The organism is Pseudomonas sp. 5P_5.1_Bac1, from assembly GCF_025466015.1.
Lineage (GTDB): Bacteria > Pseudomonadota > Gammaproteobacteria > Pseudomonadales > Pseudomonadaceae > Aquipseudomonas.
On sequence record NZ_JANLNX010000050.1, the window covers coordinates 136,636 to 152,566 of the forward strand.

Here is a 15,931-nt window from a genome sequence, read left to right on the forward strand (position 1 = left end):
CGTCAGAATCGCGGTAAGCGGTGGTCTTGCAGAGCATAGCCCTGTTCGCGGTAGAAACGGAAACTCTCTCGGGTCGCCTGGCGGATGGCCGGGTCCTCGACCACGATCTCGGCGATCCGGGCAAAGCGCGAGGCGAACGGCGGGACTTTCAGGTCAAGGTTGACCAGCAGGTCCTGGTGCTCGCCGGGGTCGTCACCGATTCCCAGCGCCACCGCGGCCGCAGCATCTTCCTCGGCGAGGCTGTGGGGCACGAAAGCCTCACCCTTGAACGCCCACAGGCGGGCGTCGAGTTCGTCGCGCTGGGCGGCGTCGCTGCAATTCAGATAGACCCGGTGCCCCAGCCGCCAGGCCTTTTCGCAGAGTTTGCAGGCGAAATCCAGGCGCACGGCAGGCGAGGGACTGGGCAGGATGTAGAAATCGACTTGGCTCATGGCTGTGTTGCCAACCGGTCACGCCCGTGGGCGCGACCGGTTGGCTGCGCATCAGGCGTTGGCGCGGTCGAGCAGGTACTGGGTCAGCAGCGGGACCGGACGGCCAGTGGCGCCCTTGTCCTTGCCGCCGCTGATCCAGGCGGTGCCGGCGATGTCCAGGTGCGCCCAGTTGTAGGCCTTGGCGAAGCGCGACAGGAAGCAGCCTGCGGTGATGGTGCCGGCCTTCGGGCCGCCAATGTTGGCGATGTCGGCGAACGGGCTGTCCAGTTGCTCCTGGTACTCGTCGAACAGCGGCAGTTGCCAGGCGCGGTCATCGGCACGCTTGCCGGCGCTGAGCAGTTGCTCCACCAGCTCGTCGTTGTTGCCCATGAGGCCGGAAGTGTGGCTGCCCAGGGCGACGATGCAGGCGCCGGTCAGGGTGGCGATGTCGATCACCGCCTGCGGTTTGAAGCGCTCGGCGTAGGTCAGGGTGTCGCACAGCACCAGACGGCCTTCGGCGTCGGTGTTGAGGATTTCCACGGTCTGCCCGCTCATCGTGGTGACGATGTCGCCAGGACGGGTGGCGCCGCCGCTCGGCATGTTCTCGGCGCAAGCCAGCAGGCACACCAGGTTGATCGGCAGTTGCAGCTCGAGGACGGCACGCAGGGTGCCGAAGACGCTGGCGGCACCGCACATGTCGTACTTCATTTCGTCCATGCCGGCACCGGGCTTGAGGCTGATGCCGCCGGTGTCGAAGGTGATGCCCTTGCCCACCAGCACGAACGGCTTCTCGCTTTTCTTCGCGCCCTGGTAGTTGAGGACAATCAGGCGTGGCGGCTGGTCGCTGCCCTGGCCGACGGCGTAGAACGCGCCCATGCCGAGGTCCTTGATCTTCTTCTCGTCGAGGACTTCGACCTTGAGGCTCTTGAAGGCCTTGCCGAGGTTCTTCGCTTCTTCAGCGAGGTAGCTTGGGTGGCACAGGTTCGGCGGCAGGTTGCCCAGGTCGCGGGTCAGGCGCATGCCGCTGGCGATGGCGGTGGCGTGCTTGACCGCGCGCTCGGTGTCGGCCAGGCCGGCCTTGTCGATGAGCAGGGTGATTTTCTTCAGGGCGCGGGGTTCGGCTTTCTGGCTCTTGAAGCGGTCGAAGACGTATTCGCCGTCGAGCAGGGTTTCGGCCAGCAGGCGGGCCTTGCCGTAGTGGGCGTCGCGGCCGTTGACGGCGACTTCGTCCAGGGCCAGTACCGCATCGCTGCCGCCCAGGCCCTTGAGAACGTTCAGCACGCTGTTGACCAGCTTGCGCCAGCTACGATCGCTCAGCGCGTCGTCCTTGCCGGTGCCGACCAGCAGAACGCGCTCGGCCTTCACGCCGGGCAGGCTTTGCAGCAGCAGGGTCTGGCCGACCTTGCCGGCCAGGTCGCCGCGCTTGAGCAGAGTGCTCAGGGCGCCATTGCTGGCTTCATCGACGGACTTTGCGTGGGCGCCCAGCTTGCGGCCTTCGCCTACACCCAGTACCAGGGTGGCGGTTTTCAAGGATGTTGCGGCTACGCTTTTTACAACCAATTCCATGTCAGGGTCCCCGGAATGAACGGTCAGTGCGCGCAATTCTCTGCGAGCGCTCGAAGCAGCCTGGCGGCGCGGCGGCGGGCCAGACATAAAGCCGCCAGTTTGAGCCCGGCGCGGCGCCTGTGACAACCCCGTTTTCAAGCATCGCGCGGCGCGAAGTGACAGGCACGGTCAATCACAGGATAATGCGCCGACTTCACTGTCCGGGTCCGTCTTGCGGACCGGCAACTATCTTGGTTGCAACGTTTTCCTTGTTCGGCTGTCCGAGCCTGACAACCCAGGAGTGGCTGGTTTGATCGTCTTCCGTTATCTGTCCCGCGAGGTCCTGGTGACCTTGAGTGCCGTCAGCGCTGTGCTGTTGGTCATCATCATGAGCGGGCGCTTCATCAAATACCTGGCCCAGGCCGCGCAGGGCATGCTCGACCCGGGCGTGCTGTTCATGATCATGGGCTACCGGCTTCCCGGTTTCCTGCAGTTGATCCTGCCGCTGGGGCTGTTCCTTGGCATCCTGCTGGCCTACGGGCGCCTGTACCTGGAAAGCGAGATGACCGTGCTTTCCGCCACCGGCATGAGCCAGCAGCGTCTGCTGGCCATGACCATGGCACCGGCCGCGCTGATTGCGCTGCTGGTAGCCTGGCTGAGCCTGAGCCTTGCTCCGCAGGGCGTTACCCAGGTGGCGCAGATCATCAACCAGCAAGATGCCCTGACCGAGTTCGACACCCTGGTGCCGGGGCGTTTCCAGACGCTGCGCGACGGGACGCGGGTGACCTACACCGAGCAACTCTCCGACGACCGCGTGCGACTGGGCGGTGTGTTCATTTCCGAGAAGCGCTTCTCTCAGGACAAGACCAAGGACCGCGGCATCAGCGTGCTGGTGGCCGAAAAGGGTCGTCAGGAAGTGCAGGCCGACGGCAATCGCTACCTGATTCTGGAAAATGGCTACCGTTACGACGGTAACCCGGGCCAGGCCGACTACCGCGCGATCAAGTACGACACCTATGGCGTGCTGCTGCCCAAGCCGGAAGTCAGCTCGGACATCACCGAGCGCGAGGCGATCCCGACGTCAGAACTGTTCAAGAGCGATGCCCTGCGCGAGCGGGCAGAGTTGCAGTGGCGCCTGTCGCTGCCGCTGCTGGTGTTTATCGTGACCCTGATGGCGGTACCCCTTTCGCGGGCCAACCCGCGGCAGGGCCGTTTCCTCAAGCTGCTGCCGGCGATTCTTCTGTATATGGCTTACCTGACGATTCTGATTGCCGCCCGTGGCGCCCTGGAGAAAGGCAAGATGCCGATCGCCCTGGGCCTGTGGCCGGTGCACGGGCTATTCCTGCTGATCGGCCTGGGGCTGATGTACTGGGAACCGCTGCGCCTGAAGATGCGCTCGCGTCGTGCGGAGGTGGCCCGTGCATAAACTCGACGGCTACATCGGCAAAAGCGTGTTCATGGCGATCCTCGCCGTGCTGGGGATCATTCTCGGCCTGGCGTCGCTGTTCGCCTTCATCGACGAGATGGGCGACATCAGCGATACCTATACTCTCCTGGATGCCAGCAGTTTCGTGGTCCTGACCGCGCCGCGCCGCCTCTACGACATGCTGCCGATGGCGGGCCTGATCGGTTGCCTGATCGGCCTCGGCAGCCTGGCCAGCAACAGTGAACTGACCATCATGCGTGCGGCGGGCGTCTCCATTGGCCGTATCGTCTGGGCAGTAATGAAGCCGATGCTGGTGCTGATGCTGGCGGGCGTGCTGATCGGCGAGTACCTGGCGCCTGTCACCGAGAACAAGGCCCAGGCCGAGCGCTCGCTGGCACAAGGCGGCGGTGATGCGCAGAGTTCCAAGCGTGGGTTGTGGCACCGCCAGGGCGAGGAGTTCGTGCACATCAACACTGTGCAGCCCAACGGCCTGCTGCTGGGTGTGACCCGCTATCACTTCGACAATGAGCGTCACCTGCTGTCCTCCAGCTTTGCCCGCAAGGCGCAATACCAGGAAGACCATTGGCAGCTCACCGACGTGACCAGCACCCTGTTCCGCGGCGACCACACCGAAGTGGTGAAGAGCGCCGAAGAACGCTGGGATGTTGCCCTGACCCCGCAATTGCTGAGCACCGTGGTGCTGGCGCCGGAATCGCTGTCGATCACCGGGCTGTGGGACTACATCCACTACCTGTCCGACCAGGGCCTGAACAACGATCGCTACTGGCTGGCGTTCTGGACCAAGGTGCTGCAACCGCTGGTGACTGCGGCGCTGGTGTTGATGGCGATTTCCTTCATCTTCGGCCCGCTGCGCTCGGTGACTTTGGGCCAGCGAGTGTTCACCGGCGTGCTGGTGGGCTTCGTGTTCCGCATTGCCCAGGACCTGCTGGGGCCGTCGAGCCAGGTGTTCGGCTTCCCGCCGCTGCTGGCGGTGCTGTTGCCGGCAGGGATTTGTGCGCTGGCTGGCGTGTGGCTGTTGCGCCGGGCTGGCTGACGAGCTTTCCCCCGGACAAGAAAAAGCCGACCCGTAGGGCAATGCCAGGCAGCTAAATCAGTTGAGGCCCATCGCGAGCTTGCCCGCGAATAGGGTTAACTGACTGGCATTGCTCCGTGGGGTCGGCTTTTTTGTGCCTCACTTCTTGCGCTTCGGGACCCGTACCAGCTGGGTTTCCGAGTAGATGTCGTGCCAGCTTCGCTTGCGCTTGTCGATCAGCACCCAGAAGAAACCCAGGCCCAGGCACAGCCAGGACGCGATCGACACCACGAAGCGCAGCAGCGCCTGCCAGAGCCCGATGGCCGAGCCGTCGGCATTCTGTACCCGTATGCCCCAGACCTGCATGCCCAGGGTCTGGCCGCCGTGGGTCCAGAACTTGGCGAAGAAGCCGAACAGCACGAACAGCAATACGGTGGACAGCAGCGGATCGCCGTCCAGGGCGCCGGCTTCGGTCATCGTGCGCATTTGGGTTTCGCCGATGATGGACATCTGGATCATCTTGTAGACGAGGGTGGTGACCATCAACAAGGCGGTGCACAGCAGGAAGTCATAGAACATTGCAGCCAGCCGACGGCCCAGTCCGGCTACGGGAAACTCGCCCTGAGGCTGAAGCATTTGCTTGGGCATGCGGTAAGGCTCCTTGCGCAAAAACGCCCATTCTACGGAATTGCGGGCACAAAAAAGCCCCTGCTGTTGCCAGCAGGGGCTTTTATCGGGAATCAGGCTTCCGCGATAACTTCGTCAGCCTGCAGACCTTTTTGGCCCTGCACGGCGATGAAGGTGACTTTCTGGCCTTCTTTCAGGCTCTTGAAGCCGTTACCTTGAATAGCGCGGAAGTGTACGAACAGATCCGGACCGCTTTCAGGAGTGATGAAACCAAAACCTTTCTCGTCGTTAAACCACTTGACGGTACCGCTCTGACGTTGGGACATTGTCTTATTTCCTTTGAAACTTAGAATTAATAACAGCTTCTTTCAGAATGAAAGAGTACTGGGCTGGGTTGCAGGAAAGTAAGAGACGTCGAACGGGTTGTAGCGAATCTCAGGCTACTGTCCAGGTCACGAACTATGCGACCCACGCAAACACAGTGCAGTGACTCTACGCTAACTCTCTCGAAAAAAACAAGCCCCGCAGCCCCCCGCTTTCAGGGCTTCTGGGCAACTTCCGGCAGTTTTTTACGGCCTCTTTTCGGGGCACTGCCAGCGTCATGTTCGAAAGTTTGGTAGTGCGTTCGAAATCGAATATCCCGAACGCACGATGACACTTTTTGTCCTCGCCAATCAGCCGCGGTAATAACGCTGTGCAACGAACGGCATCTTGCTGACTTTCATCGCTACACGCTTGCCGCGCACGATTGCCCAGACGGGCGTATCGAGTGCCGTATGCGCGTTATCCACATAGCCCATCGCGACGGGTGCGCCGAGGGTCGGACCGAAGCCGCCGCTGCACACACGACCGATGATGTTGCCTGCTTCGTCGACGATTTCGGCGTCTTCGCGTACTGGCGTGCGTTCCTGTGGCAGCAGGCCAACCCGCTTGCGTGCGACACCGGACTGTTGCTGGGCGAAGATCCGTTCGGCACCCGGGAAACCACCGGCCCGCGCACCCTCGGCGCGGCGGACCTTGGACACGGCCCAGAGCAGACTGGCTTCGACCGGCGTGGTTTCGCTGTTCATGTCGTGGCCGTACAGGCACAGGCCGGCTTCGAGGCGCAGCGAGTCGCGCGCGCCCAAACCGATAGCCGCCACTTCCGGCTCGCTCAGCAGGCGGCGGGCCAGGGCTTCGGCCTTGTCCGCCGGTACGGAAATCTCGAAGCCGTCTTCACCGGTGTAGCCGGAGCGGCTGACGAAGCAGTCTTCGCCCAGCAGTTGCACGCGGGCGAACTGCATGAAGGTCATGCTTGCCACCTGCGGCGCCAGGCGCTCCAGCACCTTGACCGCGGCCGGACCTTGCAGGGCCAGCAGCGCGCGTTCTTCGAACAGCGGCAGGATCTCGCACTGCGCGCCGATATGCTTGCGCAGGTGGGCCAGGTCCTGGTCCTTGCAGGCGGCGTTGACCACCAGGAACAGTTCGTCGTTGCCGAGGTTGGCGACCATCAGGTCGTCGAGGATGCCGCCTTGTTCGTTGGTGAACATGGCGTAGCGCTGCATGCCCACCGGCAGGTCGATGATGTCCACCGGCACCAGGCTTTCCAGAGCCTTGGCGGCATTGGCGCCGAGCAGGCGGATCTGGCCCATGTGCGAGACGTCGAACAGGCCGGCCTGCTCGCGGGTGTGCAGGTGTTCCTTCATGACGCCCAACGGGTACTGAACCGGCATGTCATAGCCGGCGAACGGCACCATGCGCGCGCCCAGTTCCAGGTGCAGGGCGTGCAGCGGGGTTTTCAGCAGTGTTTCGGTGGACATGTATGACTCCTGGGTTTCAAAGGGGTGTCAGCATTCGATGATGTTGACGGCCAGACCGCCGCGGGCGGTCTCCTTGTATTTGCTTTTCATGTCGGCGCCGGTCTGGCGCATGGTGCGGATAACCTTGTCGAGTGACACGAAGTGCTGCCCGTCACCGCGCAAGGCCATGCGCACCGCATTGATCGCCTTCACCGAGCCCATGGCATTGCGCTCGATGCAGGGCACCTGGACCAGACCGCCGATGGGGTCGCAGGTCAGGCCCAGGTTGTGTTCCATGCCGATTTCGGCGGCGTTCTCGACCTGCTGCACGCTGCCGCCCATGACTTCGCACAAGGCGCCGGCGGCCATCGAACAGGCCACGCCCACTTCGCCCTGGCAGCCGACTTCGGCGCCGGAGATCGAGGCGTTTTCTTTGTAGAGGATGCCGATGGCGGCGGCAGTGAGCAGGAAGCGCACCACGCCGTCGTCGCTGGCGCCCGGGATGAAGCGCATGTAGTAATGCAGCACCGCCGGGACGATGCCCGCGGCGCCATTGGTCGGGGCGGTGACCACTCGACCGCCGAAGGCGTTTTCCTCGTTCACCGCGAGGGCGTAGAGGTTGACCCAGTCCAGTACCGACAGGGCATCGCGCAGGCTGGCTTCGGGGTTGGCGCAGAGCTGCCGGTACAGCGCGGCGGCACGGCGCTTGACCTTCAGCCCGCCGGGCAGGATGCCCTCGTTGCGGCAACCCGCAGCCACGCAGTCCTGCATCACCTGCCAGATCTTCAACAGCCCTTCGCGGGTTTCGCTTTCCGGGCGCCAGGCGGCCTCGTTGGCCAGCATCACCTGGCTGATCGAGAGCTGCTGCGCGGTGCAATGGGCGAGCAATTCCCGGGCGGTCTTGAACGGGTAGGGCAGCGGGGTCTGGTCCTCGACGATACGGTCGGCGCCGGCGGCATCCTCATCGACCACGAAGCCACCGCCCACCGAGTAGTACTCGCGGCTGCGGATCTGCAGCCCGGCGCCATCGAAGGCGCGGAAGATCATGCCGTTGGGGTGGAAATCCAGCGGTTTGCGAATCATCGCCAGGTGCTGTTTTTCGTGGAATTCGATGCGGTGCTCGCCGAGCAGGCTGAGTTGGCCGCTGCTGCGGATGGCCTGCAGGCGGGCGGGGATGCTCTCGGTATCGACCGTGTCGGGGTGTTCGCCTTCCAGGCCGAGGAGCACGGCCTTGTCGCTGCCGTGGCCTTTGCCGGTGGCGCCGAGCGAGCCGTAGAGCTCGACCTTGACGCTGTGGGTGTCGGCCAGCAGGCCGTCACGCCGCAATCCTTCGGCGAAACGCGCGGCGGCGCGCATCGGTCCGACGGTGTGGGAACTGGAGGGGCCGATGCCGATCTTGAACAGGTCGAAGACGCTGAGTGACATGGCAGGATCCTCCAGGGGAGTGATGTGGGGTCTTATCGCCAAACCGCGGCGACAAGACCTGCGAGTGGACTCAAGCGTCCTGATAGCTCTCGATCGACGGACAGGCGCAAATCAGATTGCGGTCACCGAAGACGTTGTCCACACGACCCACCGGCGGCCAGTACTTGCCTTCCACCAGCGACGGCAGCGGGTACACCGCCTGTTCGCGGCTGTAGCCGTGTGGCCATTCGCCGGCCAGTTCGGCGGCGGTGTGCGGGGCGTTTTTCAGCGGGTTGTCGTCCTTGTCCAGGCTGCCGTTTTCCACCGCGCGGATTTCTTCGCGGATGCGGATCATCGCTTCACAGAAGCGATCCAGTTCTTCTTTGGACTCGCTTTCGGTCGGTTCGATCATCAGCGTGCCGGCGACCGGGAAGGACATGGTCGGGGCGTGGAAACCGAAGTCGATCAGGCGCTTGGCCACGTCATCGACGCTGATACCGCTGGTTTCCTTCAGCGGGCGCAGGTCGAGAATGCATTCGTGCGCTACCAGTCCGTTGCTGCCGGTGTACAACACAGGATAGTGCTCTTCCAGGCGACGGGCGATGTAGTTGGCGTTGAGGATCGCCATCTGCGAAGCGCGCTTGAGGCCGGCGCCACCCATCATGCGGATGTACATCCAGGTGATCGGCAGGATGCTGGCGCTGCCGAACGGCGCCGCGCAGACCGCGCCCTGCTTGTTTTCCATGTGTGCGTGACCCGGCAGGAACGGCGCCAGGTGCGACTTGACGCCGATCGGGCCGACGCCCGGACCGCCACCGCCGTGCGGGATGCAGAAGGTTTTGTGCAGGTTCAGGTGCGAGACGTCGCCGCCGAACTTGCCTGGTGCACAGAGGCCGACCATGGCGTTCATGTTGGCGCCGTCGATGTACACCTGGCCGCCGTTGTCGTGAATGATCGCGCAGATCTCGCCGATGGCTTCTTCGAACACGCCGTGGGTCGACGGGTAGGTGATCATCAGTGCGGCGAGGTTTTCGCGGTGTTCCAGGGCCTTGGCGCGCAGGTCGTCGATGTCGACGTTGCCGCGGGCGTCGCAGGCGGTCACCACCACGCGCATACCGGCCATGTGGGCGGTGGCCGGGTTGGTGCCGTGGGCCGAGGACGGGATCAGGCAGATGTCGCGGCGGTCATCGCCACGGCTCTGGTGGTAGGCGCGGATGGCCAGCAGGCCGGCGTACTCACCCTGGGAACCGGCGTTCGGTTGCAGCGACACGGCGTCGTAGCCGGTGGCGGCGCAGAGCATCGCTTCCAGTTCCGAGGTCAGTTGCAGATAGCCCTGGCTTTGCGCGGCGGGGGCGAACGGGTGCAGGTTGCCGAATTCGGCCCAGGTCACCGGGATCATTTCGCTGGCGGCGTTGAGCTTCATGGTGCAGGAGCCCAGCGGGATCATGGTGCGGTCCAGCGCCAGGTCCTTGTCGGCCAGTTTGCGCAGGTAGCGCATCAGCTCGGTTTCGCTGTGATAGCGGTTGAACACCGGGTGTTCGAGGATCGCCGATTGGCGCAGCAGGCCGGCCGGCAGTTGCGCGCCGGTGCTCGCGGCGAGGGCGGCGAAGTCCGGAACGGCCTGGCCGTTGGCGAACAGTGCCCACAGGGCTTCAACGTCAGCCTGACCGCTGGTTTCGTCCAGCGACAGGCCGAGGCGGGCGCTGTCGATCTGGCGCAGGTTGATGCCTTGTGCGCTGGCCTGCTGGTGCAGGTCGGCGGTGGCGCTGCCGGTGGCCAGGGTCAGGGTGTCGAAGAAGCTGCCAGTCTCGACGGCGACGCCCAGGGCGGACAGGCCGGCCTTGAGGATCGCGGTCAGGTGGTGGGTGCGCGCGGCGATCTGCTTCAGGCCCTGCGGACCGTGGTAGACGGCGTACATGCTGGCGATGTTGGCCAGCAGCACCTGGGCGGTGCAGATGTTGCTGGTGGCTTTCTCGCGGCGGATATGTTGCTCGCGGGTCTGCATGGCCAGACGCAGGGCGGTCTTGCCGAAGCGGTCGATGGACACGCCGACCAGGCGGCCCGGCATGTCGCGCTTGAACGCATCGCGGGTGGAGAAGTAGGCGGCGTGCGGGCCACCGAAGCCCAGCGGGACACCGAAGCGCTGGGCGCTGCCGATGGCGACGTCGGCGCCGAATTCACCCGGCGGGGTCAGCAGGGTCAGGGCCAGCAGGTCGGCGGCGACCGCGACCAGGGCGTTGGCGGCGTGGAAGCGTTCCACCAGCTCGCGGTAATCGAAGACTTCACCGTTGCTCGCCGGGTATTGCAGCACGGCGCCGAAGAAGCGGCTGACGTCGGTCAGTTCGCGTTCGTCGCCCACCACCACTTCGATACCCAATGGCTCGGCGCGGGTGCGCAGGACGTCGAGGGTCTGCGGATGGCAATGCACGGAGGCGAAGAAGGCGTGGCTGCTCTTGTTCTTGCTCAGGCGCTTGCAGAAGGTCATGGCTTCGGCGGCGGCGGTGGCTTCGTCGAGCAGCGAGGCGTTGGCGATCGGCAGGCCGGTGAGGTCGCTGATCAGGGTCTGGAAGTTCAGCAGCGCTTCCAGGCGGCCTTGGGAAATTTCCGGCTGGTACGGGGTGTAGGCGGTGTACCAGGCCGGGTTTTCCAGGAGGTTGCGCAGGATCGGGGCCGGGGTGTGGCAGTTGTAGTAGCCCTGGCCGATGTAGCTTTTGAACAGTTGGTTCTGGCCGGCGATGGCTTTCAGTGCGGCGAGGGCGTCGGCCTCGCTTTGCCCTTCGCCCAGTTCCAGCACGCTGGTGCCCTTGATGCTGTCGGGGATGACCGCGGCGCTCATGGCGTCCAGCGAGTCGAAGCCGAGGGTGGCGAGCATGTGCTGCTCATCGGCCTGGCGCGGGCCGATGTGGCGAGCGATGAATTCGTTGGCGGTGCCGAGGTTGATGGTCATGGCGGATTTCCTCAAGCGTCGGCGTTGGCGTTGAGCAGGCGGTCGTAGGCGTCCTGGTCGAGCAGTTGCGCGATGGCGCCGGCGTCGGCCGGGATGAAGCGGAAGAACCAGCCTTCGCCCAGCGGGTCTTCGTTGACCAGTTCCGGGCTGTCTTGCAGCAGTTCGTTGACCGCGACCACTTCGCCGTCCAGTGGCATGTACACGCCGCTGGCGGCTTTCACCGATTCCACGGTGGAGGCTTCGGCGCCCTTGGCGTAGTGCTGCAGTTCCGGCAGTTGCACATAGACCACGTCACCCAGCGCGTTCTGGGCGTAGGCGGTGATACCCACGGTGACGCTGCCGTCGGCTTCGGCGCGCAGCCATTCGTGATCTTCGGTAAAACGCAACTCGCTCATGGAAACTCCTCAGGGGCCGCTGCCGCGGCCGGATGCGGTGATGGCCCGCTGTGCGGGCTCTGGCTGGAGTTTCCATAGCAAGTTTGCGGCCATTATTAAAAAGCTCAATAAAATCAACAGTTTGACTGAATTTAATTGACCGTTTTCAACGTGGCGTGTAACGAAATCGCTACGGGGCTTTTGCCGGATAAAAGCCGAACGGGATCAAACCCCTTCGGTGGCGTGGTTATTACCCTGTGTAGCGAATTCGTTCCGCTGTAGCGTTTTCGATACGAACTCAGGCTTTGCCGGAGATTCCGTACTTGCGCAGGCGGTGGGCGATGGCGGTGTGGGAGGTTTGCAGGCGGCTGGCCAGTTGCCGTGTCGAGGGGTAGCTGGCGTAGAGCTTTTCCAGCAGGTTGCGTTCGAAGTCTTCCACCGCCTGTTCCAGGCTGGCGACTTCGCCGTCGTGTTCGCGGGCCACTGCGGTGCCAGCGATATCCAGGTCGCCGATGTCCACCAGGCTGTTTTCGCTGATGGCGGCGGCGCGGAAGATCACGTTCTGCAGTTGCCGCACGTTACCCGGCCAGCGGTTGCCCAGCAGCGCCGGGTAGGTGGTCGGGGCCAGCCGGCAAAGCGGGCGCTGGATCTGCGTGCAGGCCTGCTGCATGAAGTAGCGGGCCAGCAGCAGGATGTCCTGGCCGCGTTCGCGCAGCGGCGGGACTTCGAGGTTGAGCACGTTGAGGCGGTAGAACAGGTCTTCGCGGAAGGTGCCTTCGCCGACCATCTTTTCCAGGTTGCGGTGGGTGGCGCTGAGGATGCGCACGTTGACGCGGACCTCGCGGTCGCCGCCGACCCGGCGGAAACTGCCGTCGCTGAGAAAGCGCAGCAGCTTGGCCTGCAGGTACGGCGACATCTCGCCGATTTCGTCGAGAAATACCGTGCCCTGGTTGGCCAGTTCCATCAGCCCCGGCTTGCCGCCGCGCTGGGCGCCGGTGAAGGCGCCGGGGGCGTAGCCGAACAGCTCGCTTTCGGCGAGGTTCTCCGGCAGGGCCGCGCAGTTCAGGGCGAGAAACGGCGCCGCATGACGGCTGCTGATAGCGTGACAGGCGCGGGCCACCAGCTCCTTGCCGGTGCCGGTTTCACCGTGAATCAGCAATGGCGCATCGAGGGCCGCGACACGCAGGGCGCGGGTCTTGAGGGTGCGGATGGGTGGCGAGTCACCGAGCAGGGCGTCGAAGCCTTCGGCGTGGTCGTGGTGCAGGGCCGACAGGCGTTCGCCGATGCGGTTGGGCGGGTACAGGGTGACCAGCGCGCCGGCATCGGTGATCGGTGTGGCGTCCAGCAGCAGGGTCTGGCCGTTGAGCGTCACTTCGCGCATGGGCAGATGGAAGCCCTGCTCGATCAGGGTGTCGAGCAGCCCCGGGGCGTCGAACAGTTCGGCGATGGAGCGTCCGGCCGGTTCCTGGCCGCACAGCGCGATCAGCGCCGGGTTGGCGAGCAGGATGTGGCCGGCGCTGTCCAGCGTCAGGACCGGATCACTCATGGCTGCCAGCAGCGCATCGAGCTGCAGGTGACGGCGCTGGCCCGGCAGGATGTCGACCACGCGTACGGTCTGCACGCCGTGGACGTTGAGCAGGGCATCGTGGAGTTCTTCGAGAACGGCGGGGCTCAGGGTCGGCGCGTCGATGTAGACGTTCGGCGGCACCATCTCCACGGCATCCAGGTTGAGATGGCGGGCACCGAGCAGGGCGAGGACTTCCTGGGTGATGCCGACGCGGTCGATGAAGCTGACGTGGATGCGCATGAGGTGGGAGAGGTTCGGCTGGAAAGCGGCGATTATGCCCTGTTATTCAACCGGCTGGCACGGGCAGGGTGGGAACTGGCCAGCCAGCCCCACAGGGAGAATCAGGCGAGCGAATCGGGGTTGATCGGGTCGCCGGACCTTACGCCGAGCTTGTCGCGGATGTCTTCGAACATCGCATCGTAATGGGTTTTATGTACCGAGGTGACGATGCCTTTCACCGGAATGCCGTGTTTATGCGCGACGTCTTCGATGATGCCGGCGAAGTTGTACCAGTTGTTCTTGTTGACGGAGAAGGTCTCGTCCACCGTCTTGTCCTGGATGATGCCGTGCAGCCGAAAAGTGATGCTCTTGCCTTCCTTGGGGTCCTGAACCGCTTCGTAATCGACGCAGTAGTTGTAGCTGTAGTCATCCTTGGTCAGCGCTTTTCGTTCGATGTGCAGATGACCAGGTTCGAATTGTGCCATGACAGGCTCCTTGAACAGTTGAAACAGGCGGGCCCGCCAGCAGGCCCGCCCGGAGCTTCAACGATAGCTGATGCCTGGCGAGGCCGTACTGACCCGGGTACCGGCTTTGCCTTTGACGATATCTTCGATATCGCTCAGCGAGCCGATCACCGCGACTTTGCCTGTGTGACGGGCGAAATCGCAAGCGGCCTGGACTTTCGGGCCCATGGACCCGGCGGCGAAGCCCAGGCGTTCCAGTTCATCTGGATGGGCCTGGGCGATGGCTTTCTGCGTCGGCTTGTTGAAGTCGATGTAGGCAGCGTTGACGTCGGTGGCGATCACCAGCAGATCGGCTTCCAGTTGCTCGGCCAGCAGCGCCGAGCACAAGTCCTTGTCGATCACCGCTTCGATGCCCTGCAGCTTGCCGTCCGCACCATACATGGTCGGAATGCCGCCGCCACCGGCACAGATCACGATACTGCTCTTTTCCAGCAGCCATTTGATCGGGCGGATTTCGAAGATGCGCTTGGGTTTCGGGCTGGCCACCACGCGGCGGTACTTGTCGCCGTCGGGGGCGATGGCCCAGCCTTTTTCCTTGGCCAGGCGCTCGGCGTCTTCCTTGCTGTAGACCGGGCCGATGGGCTTGGTGGGGTTCTGAAAGGCGGGGTCCTTGGCGTCCACTTCGACCTGGGTGAGCAGGGTGGCGAAGGGCACTTCGAAGTCCAGCAGGTTGCCCAGTTCCTGTTCGATCATGTAGCCGATCATGCCTTCGGTTTCAGCGCCGAGAACGTCCAGCGGGTAGGGCGTGACCGAGGTGTAGGCCGCCGCCTGCAACGACAGCAGGCCCACTTGCGGGCCGTTGCCGTGGGCGATGACCAGTTGGTTGCCGGGATGGATCTTGGCGATCTGTTCGGTGGCGATGCGGATATTGGCGCGCTGATTGTCGGCCGTCATGGGTTCGCCACGACGCAGCAGCGCGTTTCCGCCTAGTGCAACAACGATGCGCATGATGTGTGTCCTTTTTCTCTGGAGCCTTTCGCGAGCAAGCTCGCTCCTACCGGGGGCTGTGTGTGTCGATCCCTGTAGGAGCGAGCTTGCTCGCGATTGCTGTTTACAGGTCAGCCAGCGTCGAAACCAGGATCGCCTTGATCGTGTGCATGCGGTTTTCCGCTTGCTCGAAGGCGATGCAGGCCGGCGATTCGAACACGTCGTCGGTGACTTCGATGCCGTTGGACAGGTGCGGGTACTGCTCGGCGATCTGTTTGCCGACCTTGGTGTCGGAGTTGTGGAACGCCGGCAGGCAGTGCATGAACTTGGCCCGCGGGTTGCCGGTGGCTTTCATCAGCTCGGCGTTGACCTGGTACGGCAGCAGTTGCTGGATGCGTTCGCCCCAGGCTTCAACCGGCTCGCCCATCGATACCCAGACGTCGGTGTGCACGAAGTCCACGCCCTTGACCGCGGCTTTCGGGTCTTCGGTCAGGGTGATGCGGGCGCCGCTGTCTTCCGCGTATTTCTTGCAGCGGGCGACGAGGTCGTCATGCGGCCACAGGGCTTTCGGCGCGGCGATGCGCACGTCCATGCCGAGCTTGGCGCCGATCAGCAGCAGCGAGTTGCCCATGTTGTTGCGGGCGTCGCCCAGGTAGGCGTAGCTGATGTCGTGGATCGGCTTGTCGGCATGCTCACGCATGGTCAGCACGTCGGCGATCATCTGGGTCGGGTGGTACTCGTCGGTCAGGCCGTTGAACACCGGCACGCCGGCGAACTTGGCCAGTTCTTCGACCACTTCCTGCTTGAAGCCGCGGTACTCGATGGCGTCGTACATGCGCCCGAGCACCCGCGCGGTGTCCTTCATGCTTTCCTTGTGGCCGATCTGCGAGGAGTTCGGGTCGATGTAGGTGACGTTGGCGCCCTGGTCATAGGCGGCCACTTCGAAGGCGCAGCGGGTGCGGGTCGAGGTTTTCTCGAAGATCAGGGCGATGTTGTTGCCCTTCAGGTGCTGCTGCTCGGTGCCGGTGTATTTCGCCCGTTTCAGGTCGCGGGACAGGTCCAGCAGGTAACGCAACTCGCGCTCGGTGTGATGTTCAAGGCTGAGCAGGTTGCGGTTGTGAATGTTGAACGCCATGGTGATTCTCCTTGG

At 63.8% G+C, this 15,931-nt stretch carries 15 protein-coding genes; 3 read left to right on the forward strand and 12 right to left on the reverse strand.

The genetic code is table 11. The features are described from left to right. Positions 1-2: 2 nt before the first annotated feature. Together NTD82_RS10395 and NTD82_RS10400 are read right to left on the reverse strand one after the other, a co-directional pair. Positions 3-431 carry a DNA polymerase III subunit chi gene (locus NTD82_RS10395; protein WP_095154305.1) on the reverse strand — a complete coding sequence of 143 codons (429 nt, stop codon included), beginning with the start codon at positions 429-431 and terminating at the stop codon, positions 3-5. 51 nt (positions 432-482) lie between these two features. Then, on the reverse strand, positions 483-1,976 hold the full coding sequence (locus NTD82_RS10400; RefSeq protein ID WP_095154303.1) for a leucyl aminopeptidase: 1,494 nt from the start codon (positions 1,974-1,976) through the stop codon (positions 483-485). 289 nt (positions 1,977-2,265) lie between these two features. Here NTD82_RS10400 and lptF point away from each other — a divergent pair, with 289 nt between their 5' ends. Next, complete coding sequence (lptF, locus tag NTD82_RS10405) at positions 2,266-3,381, forward strand: LPS export ABC transporter permease LptF (protein WP_262128685.1); 1,116 nt, start codon at positions 2,266-2,268, stop codon at positions 3,379-3,381. Beyond that, positions 3,374-4,435, forward strand: coding sequence for an LPS export ABC transporter permease LptG (gene lptG, locus NTD82_RS10410; protein ID WP_262128686.1), 1,062 nt, complete (start codon positions 3,374-3,376; stop codon positions 4,433-4,435). Before lptF ends, lptG begins: the two co-directional genes overlap by 8 nt. A 138-nt stretch (positions 4,436-4,573) precedes the next feature. On the opposite strand, the gene NTD82_RS10415 is transcribed toward lptG, so the two are convergent. From NTD82_RS10415 to gcvH, 6 genes are all read right to left on the reverse strand, one after another. Further along, positions 4,574-5,062, reverse strand: coding sequence for an RDD family protein (locus tag NTD82_RS10415; protein WP_095154297.1), 489 nt, complete (start codon positions 5,060-5,062; stop codon positions 4,574-4,576). A gap of 92 nt (positions 5,063-5,154) precedes the next feature. Beyond that, a complete protein-coding gene (locus NTD82_RS10420) occupies positions 5,155-5,367 on the reverse strand; it encodes a cold-shock protein (protein ID WP_095154295.1) in 213 nt (70 codons plus the stop codon). A 348-nt stretch (positions 5,368-5,715) separates the two neighbouring features. Beyond that, positions 5,716-6,840 (reverse strand): glycine cleavage system aminomethyltransferase GcvT, encoded by a 1,125-nt coding sequence (gene gcvT / locus NTD82_RS10425; RefSeq protein WP_262128687.1) that lies wholly within the window; start codon positions 6,838-6,840, stop codon positions 5,716-5,718. Between the two features lie 27 nt (positions 6,841-6,867). Further along, complete coding sequence (locus tag NTD82_RS10430) at positions 6,868-8,244, reverse strand: L-serine ammonia-lyase (protein WP_262128688.1); 1,377 nt, start codon at positions 8,242-8,244, stop codon at positions 6,868-6,870. Positions 8,245-8,314: 70 nt separating this feature from the next. Then, a complete protein-coding gene (gene gcvP / locus NTD82_RS10435; protein ID WP_095154289.1) occupies positions 8,315-11,170 on the reverse strand; it encodes an aminomethyl-transferring glycine dehydrogenase in 2,856 nt (951 codons plus the stop codon). 11 nt (positions 11,171-11,181) lie between these two features. After that, entirely contained in the window at positions 11,182-11,565 is a 384-nt protein-coding gene (gene gcvH, locus NTD82_RS10440; RefSeq protein WP_262128689.1) for a glycine cleavage system protein GcvH, read from the reverse strand. Here gcvH and NTD82_RS10445 point away from each other — a divergent pair. After that, a complete protein-coding gene (locus NTD82_RS10445) occupies positions 11,564-11,704 on the forward strand; it encodes a hypothetical protein (RefSeq protein ID WP_262128690.1) in 141 nt (46 codons plus the stop codon). The two genes, gcvH and NTD82_RS10445, sit on opposite strands and share 2 nt — an antisense overlap. A 138-nt stretch (positions 11,705-11,842) precedes the next feature. On the opposite strand, the gene NTD82_RS10450 is transcribed toward NTD82_RS10445, so the two are convergent. The 4 genes from NTD82_RS10450 to NTD82_RS10465 all read right to left on the reverse strand — a co-directional run bounded on the left by NTD82_RS10450 (position 11,843) and on the right by NTD82_RS10465 (position 15,916). Continuing rightward, complete coding sequence (locus NTD82_RS10450; RefSeq protein ID WP_095154285.1) at positions 11,843-13,351, reverse strand: sigma-54-dependent transcriptional regulator; 1,509 nt, start codon at positions 13,349-13,351, stop codon at positions 11,843-11,845. Between the two features lie 101 nt (positions 13,352-13,452). Next, positions 13,453-13,815: a DUF5064 family protein gene (locus tag NTD82_RS10455; protein WP_262128691.1), complete on the reverse strand. Its 363-nt coding sequence runs from the start codon at positions 13,813-13,815 to the stop codon at positions 13,453-13,455. Between the two features lie 57 nt (positions 13,816-13,872). Continuing rightward, on the reverse strand, positions 13,873-14,802 hold the full coding sequence (arcC, locus tag NTD82_RS10460; protein ID WP_095154281.1) for a carbamate kinase: 930 nt from the start codon (positions 14,800-14,802) through the stop codon (positions 13,873-13,875). 103 nt (positions 14,803-14,905) lie between these two features. After that, positions 14,906-15,916: an ornithine carbamoyltransferase gene (locus NTD82_RS10465; protein ID WP_095154279.1), complete on the reverse strand. Its 1,011-nt coding sequence runs from the start codon at positions 15,914-15,916 to the stop codon at positions 14,906-14,908. Between the last annotated feature and the right edge of the window lie 15 nt (positions 15,917-15,931).

Excerpts from the sequence above, each read along its gene's own strand:
- NTD82_RS10395 (WP_095154305.1), bottom strand. The coding sequence starts at position 431 with ATGAGCCAAGTCGATTTCTACATCCTGCCCAGTCCCTCGCCTGCCGTG.
- NTD82_RS10400 (WP_095154303.1), bottom strand. The coding sequence starts at position 1,976 with ATGGAATTGGTTGTAAAAAGCGTAGCCGCAACATCCTTGAAAACCGCC.
- NTD82_RS10415 (WP_095154297.1), bottom strand. The coding sequence starts at position 5,062 with ATGCCCAAGCAAATGCTTCAGCCTCAGGGCGAGTTTCCCGTAGCCGGA.
- NTD82_RS10420 (WP_095154295.1), bottom strand. The coding sequence starts at position 5,367 with ATGTCCCAACGTCAGAGCGGTACCGTCAAGTGGTTTAACGACGAGAAA.
- gcvT (WP_262128687.1), bottom strand. The coding sequence starts at position 6,840 with ATGTCCACCGAAACACTGCTGAAAACCCCGCTGCACGCCCTGCACCTG.
- NTD82_RS10430 (WP_262128688.1), bottom strand. The coding sequence starts at position 8,244 with ATGTCACTCAGCGTCTTCGACCTGTTCAAGATCGGCATCGGCCCCTCC.
- gcvP (WP_095154289.1), bottom strand. The coding sequence starts at position 11,170 with ATGACCATCAACCTCGGCACCGCCAACGAATTCATCGCTCGCCACATC.
- NTD82_RS10445 (WP_262128690.1), top strand. The coding sequence starts at position 11,564 with ATGGAAACTCCTCAGGGGCCGCTGCCGCGGCCGGATGCGGTGATGGCC.
- gcvH (WP_262128689.1), bottom strand. The coding sequence starts at position 11,565 with ATGAGCGAGTTGCGTTTTACCGAAGATCACGAATGGCTGCGCGCCGAA.
- NTD82_RS10450 (WP_095154285.1), bottom strand. The coding sequence starts at position 13,351 with ATGCGCATCCACGTCAGCTTCATCGACCGCGTCGGCATCACCCAGGAA.
- NTD82_RS10455 (WP_262128691.1), bottom strand. The coding sequence starts at position 13,815 with ATGGCACAATTCGAACCTGGTCATCTGCACATCGAACGAAAAGCGCTG.
- arcC (WP_095154281.1), bottom strand. The coding sequence starts at position 14,802 with ATGCGCATCGTTGTTGCACTAGGCGGAAACGCGCTGCTGCGTCGTGGC.
- NTD82_RS10465 (WP_095154279.1), bottom strand. The coding sequence starts at position 15,916 with ATGGCGTTCAACATTCACAACCGCAACCTGCTCAGCCTTGAACATCAC.